Source organism: Dactylosporangium sp. NBC_01737, assembly GCF_035963215.1.
Classification (GTDB): Bacteria; Actinomycetota; Actinomycetes; order Mycobacteriales; family Micromonosporaceae; genus Dactylosporangium.
This window is the reverse complement of record NZ_CP109153.1, coordinates 8,155,295-8,165,279: the sequence shown is the minus strand read 5'-3', so window position 1 is coordinate 8,165,279 and position 9,985 is coordinate 8,155,295. Positions and strand designations below refer to the sequence as shown.

The following is a 9,985-nucleotide window of genomic DNA, read 5'->3' as shown; positions in this document are numbered from 1 at the left end:
GCTCGGCGGCCGACCGGCTCCCCACCGGCCCGCCGGCCACCACGATCGTGTGCCGGCGGCCGGTGGGCGCGTGGACGGTGACCCGGCCTCCCGGTCGGATGTCGAACGTGTACCCGGGGGCCTGCAGGGCCGAGTGCGTCACCGCCTGCCAGAGGGTGTCGGTGAGCGCGTCGGCGTCACGGTGCGCGGCGAGTGTCGCCGACAGGGTGCCGGCCACCGGCGCGTGAGCGAGCCGGTCGTACGTGACGCCGCGCAGGGCGGTGACCCGCGGGTGCGCCTCGAGGTCGACGCCGTGGCGCTGCCGCACCGCGTCCACGACGGCCTGCCAGCGCACGGCTGCGCCGGGTTGCTGGGTCCGCAGGCCGAGGTTGTCGAGCAGGACCAGGATGTCGTCGGAGAACGGATCGGCGTCGGGACGGGCCGGGTCGACGGCGGTCAGGTGGAACGGGTGCGCGTTGTGGTCCGGGTGGGTCGCGGCGTCGTAGTCGGTGACCAGCTCATGCAGCCGGTCGACGTCGGCCAGATCGGCGCCGGTCAGCCAGACCGGACCGGCCGGCGCCGGTCCGCGGGACAGCGCCTGGGGCAGGCCCTGCCAGGCGGTTGTGGCGAGCCGGTCGCCGAGCCGGTGGACGGCCCGGCGGGCCTTCGCCCGTTCGGCGGCGAAGTACTCCGCCCACGTGCGGGGGGCCGGCACCGGCACCGCCAGGATCGTGTCCTGATATCCCCGGGCCTCTGCCGCCAGCTCCTTGATGGTGGTGGCGAACTGGTCCGTCGTGTCGGTCAGCGCGGCGGCCTCGGCGCCGGCCGCCGCGGCGGCAGCGGTCTGGGCGTACGTCGCGGAGGCCACCCGCAGCGCGTTCTCCCCGATCGCGAGGCCGGCGGAGACGGCGACACCGCCCGCCAGGACGGCGGCGGCGACCGGTCCGGTCAGCCCGGTCGCCGCGACCAGGGCCCCACCGACCGCGAGTTTGGCGGTCCCGGCCGGGATGTGCTTGTAGAACGTCTGCAGCCAGGCGGAGACCTCCTTGGGCCGGTCCAGGGCCCGGTTCGCCCGCTGCTGGGTCAGGATGTCGGCCGTGCGGTACATACCCAGTTGCCGCAGGCCTCCCCATCCGTCCGGTTCGGGCCGGTCGAGCCGGTCCGCGGGCGGGTCGGCCGTCTCACCGAGCAGGTATCCGATTGTCTCGATCGACCACCGCGTCTGGTACAGGGCGTCCCAGGCGGCGACCGCGGCCGCGTCGGCGAACTCGTGCGGCTTGAGCAGACTCCAGCCGGCGCCGTACGTGAGCCCGTATGCCGCGGCGGCGGCGATGTTGGCCGTGGCCAGCTCGACCGCGGATTGACCGATGATGCTGAGCGCCAGCGACGGCACCCCCGACGCCGCCTGCTGACTGCCCACCCGCAGCGCGTTGTGCCACGCCAGCGGCGCCCCGACCGGGACGCCGCGCGCCGCCGGGTCGAAGGTCATGGTGACGGCGCCTGCCTGCGCCGGCAGTCGCACCGGCTGCCGGCGCGCCGTCATGTCGGCGATCTGCGCGTCGACCTGCAGCCGGAGTCTGGTCTCCAGGGCTCTCAGGCTGTCCCGGGCGGCGGTCAGGTCGGCACTGAGCCCGGGGGCGAGCGGCCGGTGGTTCCCGATCCGGGCGACCAGCTCACGCAGCCGGTAGTACATGCTGGCGACGCCGACGTTGCGCAGGTGGTCGGGGCTGAGCTTCTCCAGGTGCTTGCGCAGGTTCTTCGCCTCGGCCTCGGGCCGGTCGTAGATGTAGTCGGCGAAGGACTGCGCGAGGTTGGCACCGACGGTGATGGCCGCGCCGACCAGCGCCTTCGACCCGGGTAGCAGACCTGTCGTGGCGGCGACGGGCACCGGCGCGGAGCCCGCCACCAGGCCGAGCACCACACCGTTGGCCATCGACGCCGCCATCCCGGCCGGCATCCGCTTCACCAGCTGTGGGGTGCCGTAGCCGCGATCGGTCCGCGCCAACGGCTTGCGCCGCCGGCTGACCCCGGGACCGGTCAGCACCGACCTGGCGGGACCGGCGGTGGTCAACGCGTTGGACGCGGCGTCGGACACCGCCTGGGTGACGTTCTGGGCCACGGTCGCGCCCACGCTGCCGAGTGTCAGCTCCGGTGCCCGGTTGGCCAGGGCGCTCGTCACCAGCGTGTACACGGCCGCCATGCTCGCGCCGACACCACGCCGGACGAGGTGCAGCCCGAAGGGGGCCTGATCCGACAACGCCCGCGCGGGCGCCTGCAGCGGGGAGTCGTCCGGTGCCTCGGTCCGGTCCCGCAGCCGTTGCTCGGCCCGGGCCAGGGCCTGGGCGATCACCCGCTCGTCGAGGGTCTGTGCCCGCATCGCGGCACGGCTTCTGATCGCCATCCGGGTCGCCGCGCCGGCCGTGACGGTGTGCCGGCTCCGGCCGAGGAACCAGCGGCCGATGGCGCTGCCGTTGCGGGAGAAGGCACTGCGCTGCTGGAAGATCCGCAGCGTGGTGCGGTGCTGCTCGGCGAGCCCGACCTCTGCCTGGCCGCTCGTCAGCTCGGCGATCACGCCCGCGAGCCCGGCCTCGATCGCCGCGTCGCTCGCGTCGCGGCGTACCCGCACCTCCACCTCGGCGCCGGTGCGGTCGATCCATACCGCCGGCCGGTCCACCACGTGCGGGCCGGCGACGCCGACGGCCGCCGTGGAGACCACCCTTACCGGGTAGGTCGTGATGTGGTTGTCGGTCAACGCCTGGCCGTGCGGTGGTGTACCCGCCAGCCGGAGCGTGGCCGAGCCGCCCGCGTCGGTCCGCAGCTCCGCGCCCCGCAGCACGTGCGGTGAGTGGTACTGGTACAGGCCCGCCGCCCTGGCGACCGCCGCCAGCGCGTCCTTGTCGTCCGCCCTCATCCGGGTGTCGAAGAGCCTGGCCAGCAGCAGGGCGGTGACGTCCGGGTGCAGCCGGCCGAGCCGCCGGTTGAGTGCCCGGGCCCGCTGGACGCCGCCGTGCTGGTCGCGCAGTACACCGAGGTCGGCCAGCACGGTGAGCAACTGCATGGCCGCCCGTTCCCTGGCCTGTTCGTTTTCCTGCAGGCTCACGGCCGGATCGGCGGGCTGGGCGAGGCGGTGCAGACTGTGCGCGAGCCCGGCCAGCCGGGCGTGGTCGGTGCGGCTGAAGAACCGCGGGCGGGTGCCGGCGCCGAACCGGTGGCGGCGGTGGACGACCGTGCGACCCAGACGCGCGGCCAGGACGCCGCCGCCCCGTGCGAACTCGGTGCCGAGCCGCACCAGCGCCACCGCGATCTCGTCCGCCGTCGCGGTCGGCGGCACCCGCAGCGTCGGCTGCCGGCCGTCCGCGCCGACCAGCGTGACCGCCACCGGCGCGTCCACCGCGGTCGAGCGGTCCACGACCACGTCGACCCGGCCCCGTCCGGCCCGGAACGTGACCGTGCCGGTCGTGCCGACGGTGTGCTGGATCTGCCAGCGGCGCCCGCCGGACCGCCGGGGACCGGCCGCCACCATCCGCACCGCCGCGACGACGACCGCGTCGGCGACGACGGCCGGCTGAGGCTGCGGTGGGGGCACCGGCTGAGGCTGCGGTTGGGGAACCGGCTGAGGCACCGGCTGAGGCACCGGCTGGGGGACGTTGACGGCGTCCGGCGCCAGGACCTGGATCTCGTCGATGATCTGGTCGAAGACCTGGCGGAGCTCGTCGGTGCGGCTGTCCGCCCCTCCGGTGAGCCCGAGCAACGCTCGATGCTCCGGCCCGAGCGCCCCGAGATTGTGCGCCTCGAGGTTCCACAGCCCGAAGCGCACCTGCAGGTCCCGCAGCCGCGCATCATCCGGATCCGCAAGCCGCCCGAAGATCGCTTGTGCCCGGTCGATCCGCTGCCGCACCTCCTGCCGCCACGCAGTGCTCGCCTGGTCGGCGCCGGAGTCGGGGGCGAGGACCGAGGAGGAGCCGGTCGCCGTCGCGACAGTGTCCGACGAACCCCACTCGATCACCAAGGTCAGATCCGTACCCTCGGGCGGAACCCCGCCGACCAGGACCCGCGCCAGTGGATCATCGGCCGGCAGCGGCGTCTCGGCGACCTCGACGGCATCGTCCTGCTTGGTCCCGGGAACGGTGGTGGAGCCGTCATCGGTCGTCCGGAAACGGACCGCGAGCTCCTTCCACAGGCCCGGCCGCGCGCCGCGCAGGACCGGCCGCCCGTCGCGATCGAAGCCGACGGGGGCGAAGCTGAACAGGGTCGGGCGGTCGCCCGGCAGCGAGAACACCCGTTCGTCCGCCGCCACGACCGTGGTGACACCGTGCTTGGACAGCTCGGCGGTCACCTGGACGGCCAACGACCTCGGCGCCGGGGCGACCTCCATCGAGGTGAAGAAGCCCGTGTCGTCGGCAAGGGCCCGGCACGAGACGAGGACCACCCGCCGTTCGCCGTGCACCACCCCGTTGCGCACGAGCCAGTTGGCGAACTCGGTCGGGTTCAGCACCTCGTCACGGACCGCGAACCCCTGATGGGCCGAGTGGACGAACACCGCGACGGTGTCAGGGTCCATGGCCGACATCGCTTTCGCGGCCTCGACTTCCGCTGCCCACCGCGCCTGCGCCCGCTCCGGCGACTCCCCCGGCCGCTCGGCCGGGATCACCGTGGCCCGCCCGACCTTCCGCCAGCCCTTGCCGAGATCGTCGTCGAACCTCGGCACCGGGAGGACCACCGATCCGGTCGCGGTGATCCCTCCCGTTGCCACGCCGTCGGACCTCGCGCCGTCGGACTGGCCGTGCCCCGGGTGCGACCCGGATCCGGTGACGCTCCCGCTGTCCGGCGACGACGACACGTCCGCCCCGGCATGCGGCGACGTGGACTGGGGTGCCGGCGACTCGGAAGGGAGAGGTTGCGATTGTTCGCCCACGGACGACGTCGGCGTGTCCGATGTGTCGCCGGCGGCGAGCGCGGCCGCATCGGCCCCGCTGTGCGCCGACGCGGACATGGCGCCCTGCCCAGTGCCTTGCCCAGTGCCTTGCCCAGTGCCTTGGCCGGGGTCTTGCCCGTTGCCCGGGCCGGTGGCCTGCCCAGTGCCTTGGCCGGGATCTTGCCCGTTGCCCAGGCCGGTGGCCTGCCCGGCGCCTTGGCCGGTGCCCGACCCGCTGCCCTGGCCGGTGTCTTGTCCGGACGTGGCCGACGCCAGGTCCAGGCCACTGCCCGGCACCGGTGTCCCGGCAGGCGTGACCAGCCCCGACTGGTCCACCGCCGACGGCACCGGATCCGTCGACGTGCCCGGCCCGTCCGGCGACGACGCCGGGTCACCGACCGCGTCGCCGTACGCCGGCGGCTTGTCCACGTCGTCGTACGCCGGCGAATCCAACGATTCGTCGTAGCTCGGCAGCTGGTCCCGCGAGCCGGCATACGCACCGGTGTGCGGATCCAGCGACAGCGCCCTGCGGACCTCCTGCCGGAACTCCGGATACGACGCGCCCAGCGACCTGCCGCCCTTGTGCCCCACCTGTTCCACGACCCCCGAGATGAGCCCGGAGGTCAACGCGAACGGATGCGCCTCCCAGCCCTGGCCGGTGAGGCCGCCGTAGAGGAACTCGGTGAACCACTCGACGGCGCCTTCGTTGAGGATGTCGAGCCCGGCGGTGACCCGCTTTGCGGTGCGCTCACTCATCCCGCGCCGGGTCAGGAGTTCGACGAACGGTTGGTTGCCCCCGTCCGCACCCTTCGGCGTCGGCTTCGGTGTCGACTTCGGCGGGTCGGACACCGTGCCGGCGCCGTTCCTGCCGGTCGGGCCCTTGGGCGGGCGGTTGAGCAGCTTCTTCACGACGGCACCGCCGATCCCGCCGCTGATCAGGGAGACCGCGCCGCCGAGCGCGCCGACCTCCACCGACTGCCTGGTCAGGTCCCAGTCCCACTCGTCGGAGTTGCGGGTGTGCAGGATGTCGATCTGGATGCGCTGGGCGAGGAAGTCCATCGCGATCTGGAAGGCGATGCCCAGGGCCATGTTCGTCACCACGGCGCGGATCAGCCGGCCGATGACCGTCTCGACGAGGAACCGGACGATCGCGGACCGCGCCGCGAACCAGGTCAGGAACGTTGGATTGATGAACGCCATCACGAGCGCGATCGCGAACTCGATCATCAGCTCGATGATGGTCAGGATGATGATCAGCTTGACGTACTGGACCTGCAACGCGGTCTTGCGAGCGGCGGTCGCCGCTTTGGTCAGCTCCTCCGCCGCCACGTAGAGGTAGCGCGGCTCCTCGCTGACGAACTTCGCCATCGACGCGGCGTACGCCCGCTCGCCCGCGCCGCTGAAGTTCGCCCGGATGCCGTTGACCGCCGCCACGACGACCGGGGCGAGTTCGTCGGTGAGCCCGGCAGCGGCGTCACGGTACGCCTGGGCCACGGCGAAGAGCCGGTCCTCGTTGAGGCCCGGCACCTCCTCGCCGCTGACCCATTTGAGGAACTCGGCGACCTCGCGTGACGGTTGGATCGCTACCGGACTCACCCCTTGCGACGGTTGGCGCTACGTGTGCACGATCAGCGACATCGCCTGCTCGGCGTCCTCGGTGCTGTTCTCCTCGGCCTGTTCCAGCAGGTCGATGAGCGCACGGGTGCGCTCCTGGTCGCCGCCGACCGCGTCGGGCAGCAGCTCGAAGACCTGACCCACGAACTGCTTGATCTGCTGGTGTACGGGCAGGTACTGCGCGGTCACCTCGTCATGGGTCCACTCCGCGAGCGGCTCGTTCGACGCCAGCGCACCGTTGAGCGTGCTGCCGATGCGGGACGCGATCGTCGACGCCTGGCCCAGTTCCGGGACCTTGGCCCGCATGTCCGCGGTGCTCGCCGCGATCACGCCGTCAGGCATGGCGCCCGTCCCGGTCGGCCGGCCCGGACTGCTCGCCGGGCAGCGGGGCGGTCGCCACCTTGATGGCCTCGGCGATCATGCCGTCCAGGTCGAGTTCGCCGTCGAGGAGCCCGCCGAGCCTGCTCCCGGCCGGCATCAGTGGCGTGAAGAGCGACACCGCCGTCGCCGACGCGGTCCGCCGTGCCTCGCGGATCGTCTCCACCAGCAGGTCACCCAGCTCGGCCGGTGCCATCGACCGGTACGCCCCGGTGGGGAACGTGATCGCCGAGATCTCGCCGTGGCCGTCGACCGTGACGGTCACCGACCGGTTGCGGGCCGTGCTGCTTGTCGTCGTCCCGGCCAGTTCGCGCTGGGCGGCACCCAACGCGTCCTGGGTGGCCCGGAGCCGTGCCATCGCCTGCTCGACCTGGTTGTGCAGTGGGATCGTCATACTCGCTCGAGCTCCTCCACGGGTCAGCCGCCACCACGGCGGGTGGTGCGGGTCGTGCCGGGTCTGGGTCCGTTCGGGCTGTACGGCGCGACGGGCACCCGCTGGGTGACGCTGCCGGCATCGGTGTCGGCGGTGTCGTCGCGGCCGATCACGGCCGGCGTGCAGTCCGGGTCGGTGCCCCAGACGTCTTCATCCTCGGCCAGCCAGGTCGTGCGCTCGCGCTCCTTCGACTGGCCGCCAGCTCCCATGCCACCCATGCCGCCCATCGGCATGAACGGCATGCCGCCCATACCGGTGCCGGTGCCGGCGGCGAACCCGCCGCCGGGCGGCATCGCACCGTCTGCGCCGAGCACACCGAGCGTGCCGATCGCCCCGCCGCCGCCCGCGGCCGGCGCGGGCGCGCCGCCGAGCGTGCCGATGTCCTGGCCGTCGATCGCGGTCGGGAGCAGCGAGGACAGCAGACCCGAGTCGTCGTCGGACCTGCCCCCGGATCCGCCGCCCCCGGCCAACGGGCCCCTGCCGTAGCTTCCGGGGACCGTGGACACGGGGATCGACCCGAACGGCGGGATGAGCGGTGACACACCCGGCCCGCCGCCGAGGTCCGGCAGGCCCGACCCGCTGCCGAGGTCCGGGAGACCTGAGCCGCTCCCGAAGTCCGGCAGTCCCGACCCGCCGCCGAAGTCGGACAGGCCCGACCCGCCGCCGAAGTCCGGCAGGCCCGACCCGCCGCCGGACTCCGGCAGTCCCGACCCGCCGCCGGAGTCCGGCAGACCTGAGCCGCTCCCGGAGTCCGGCAGACCTGAGCCGTCCGCACCCGGAAGGTTCCCACCCGGACCCTGGTTGCCGCCGCCGGAACCGCCGTTGGGGCCCGGGGTGGGCGTGGTCATGCCGTAGAGCAGCGGTGGCGTCAGGCCCGTGGTCAACGGGACGCGGGTGGCCGTGAAACTGTTCTCCAGCGCGGTGGTGGCATCGGTCATCGGCTTGTCGAGATACTCGCTGAGCGTCGCGATCCAGGCGTTCTTCGCCAGGGTGTCCAGCGCGGTCCATCCTTCGGCCTTGCTGATGTCGACCGTTACCGCCGGCAGGTTGGCGGCTTGAACGGTGACCGTCCATGACAGCTGTTCCGTCACCGCGGCGAGCCCGAAGGCGTCGACGGCCTCCTTGACCTGCCGCAGTATGTCCATGATGATCTTGCGAGGGTCGCCGTACCTGCTCCCCTCACCTCCACCGGTGTTGTAGGCGGCGAACGCGGTTCGCAGCGCGTTGGTGAAGGTCACGATCGCGGCGGAGTTGTCGGCGAGCAGGGCCGACCAGGTGCTCGTGCCGACCGTCATGTCGGCCTGCGCGCTGGTCATGAACTCGCGGATGTTGCGCAGGACGATGGTGAACGCCTCGCCCGCCGATCCCTTGAACCCCGAGGACTCGGTGTCCACCTCGGCGATCAGCTTGTCCATGATGGCCACGTTCGCCGTGAGCCACTCCTCGGCCCGCTTGAACGCCCCGTAGGCGGTGTCGAACGTCAGCTTGTCGAGGTTGACGATCGGCCAGTCATAGATCGCCTTGTTGCTGTTGTTCCAGTACGTCTGATAGTCGTTCTCACTGCCGTTGGCGTAGTAGTCCACCAGTACCCTGGTGATCCAGGCTTCGTAGTGACCCTCGCCCGACACGTCCCGGTACTGCCAGAAGTGCGCCTCGTTGAACCCCGGGTGGCTCCAGATGTTCTGGTACTCGCTGGGGTTCGAGTAGAACCGGTTTGCCTCGTCCCAGAACCCGCCGTGCCTCAGCCAGGGTTTCGCGATCACCTTCTTCCGGTCGACGTTGGGGTTGCCCAGAATCGTCTGGAGGACACTGTCCCAGTCCGTCAGCGGCATCAGCGCTCACCGCCACGCGCGCCGGCCGTCACAGCCCCGTGCCCGGCCCTGTGAAGTCACGCTCCAGGAACTGCATGATCGACGCCGGGGTCTGTGTGTTCAGCGACTCGATCTCGTCGGTGACCTCCAACATCCGTGTCAGGCGCTTCACCTGGAGGTCGAGGTCGTCCTTCAGGTCGCTGCAGAACTTGTCGAGGTCCAGACCGGCGGCGGCCACGACGGACTCCAGGTCCGTTCCCGGGACGTACCCGTCCGCCCCGGCGGCGACCTTCACGCTGTTGAAGCGCGGCACCGGACGGAGCCACATGTCCGCCAGCGTGGTCGCGCAGGTGTCGAGCGTGTCGTGGACTTTCTGAATGAAGTCGTCATCGATGACGATCTTGTCGCTCGGTGCCATGGCGGCCTCCTCGTGCTCGCGGGTGGTGCGTCGACGACCCGGCCGCGGCCGACGTCCGGGGACGCCGGAGCCGCGGTCGGTGCTGCTGTCTGCTGCGGATCAGGAACGCGGGTCCGGTCAGACCAGGCCGTTGAACATGGCCGCGGACTTGTTGTCGCCGAGCCGGTACTGGTCATGGATGTTGTGCAGTGCGGACTGGGCGGCCAGCACCGCCGCGTCCATCCGGCCCATCGCGTCGTTCCACATCGTCTGCGCGCCCTGGTAACCGACGACCGCGTTACCGTTGTTCGCGTTCTCGAAGTTGGCCACGGCGGTCGACAGCGCGTCCAGCGACGACCGCAGTCTGCTCTGGATGGCGCTCAGCTCGTCGGCGGTGTCGAGCAGACCGTTCGGGTTGACGTTGTAGTCGGCCATGATGTCGTCCTCTCTTTTCCGAT

5 protein-coding genes are annotated in these 9,985 nt (G+C 72.0%); all 5 read right to left on the bottom strand.

Features of this window, described 5'->3' with window-relative positions; genetic code table 11:
• Positions 1–6,508: 6,508 nt before the first annotated feature.
• The gene (locus OHA72_RS37070; protein ID WP_327000717.1) at positions 6,509–6,850 is read right to left on the bottom strand and encodes a hypothetical protein; all 342 of its coding nucleotides are present in this window, start codon (positions 6,848–6,850) and stop codon (positions 6,509–6,511) included.
• Entirely contained in the window at positions 6,843–7,280 is a 438-nt protein-coding gene (locus OHA72_RS37065) for a YbaB/EbfC family nucleoid-associated protein (RefSeq protein WP_327000716.1), read from the bottom strand. Before OHA72_RS37065 ends, OHA72_RS37070 begins: the two co-directional genes overlap by 8 nt.
• A 23-nt stretch (positions 7,281–7,303) precedes the next feature.
• Positions 7,304–9,151 (bottom strand): hypothetical protein, encoded by a 1,848-nt coding sequence (locus OHA72_RS37060; protein ID WP_327000715.1) that lies wholly within the window; start codon positions 9,149–9,151, stop codon positions 7,304–7,306.
• A gap of 28 nt (positions 9,152–9,179) precedes the next feature.
• Positions 9,180–9,548, bottom strand: coding sequence for a hypothetical protein (locus tag OHA72_RS37055; protein ID WP_327000714.1), 369 nt, complete (start codon positions 9,546–9,548; stop codon positions 9,180–9,182).
• Positions 9,549–9,665: 117 nt separating this feature from the next.
• Positions 9,666–9,962: a WXG100 family type VII secretion target gene (locus tag OHA72_RS37050; protein WP_327000713.1), complete on the bottom strand. Its 297-nt coding sequence runs from the start codon at positions 9,960–9,962 to the stop codon at positions 9,666–9,668.
• Between the last annotated feature and the right edge of the window lie 23 nt (positions 9,963–9,985).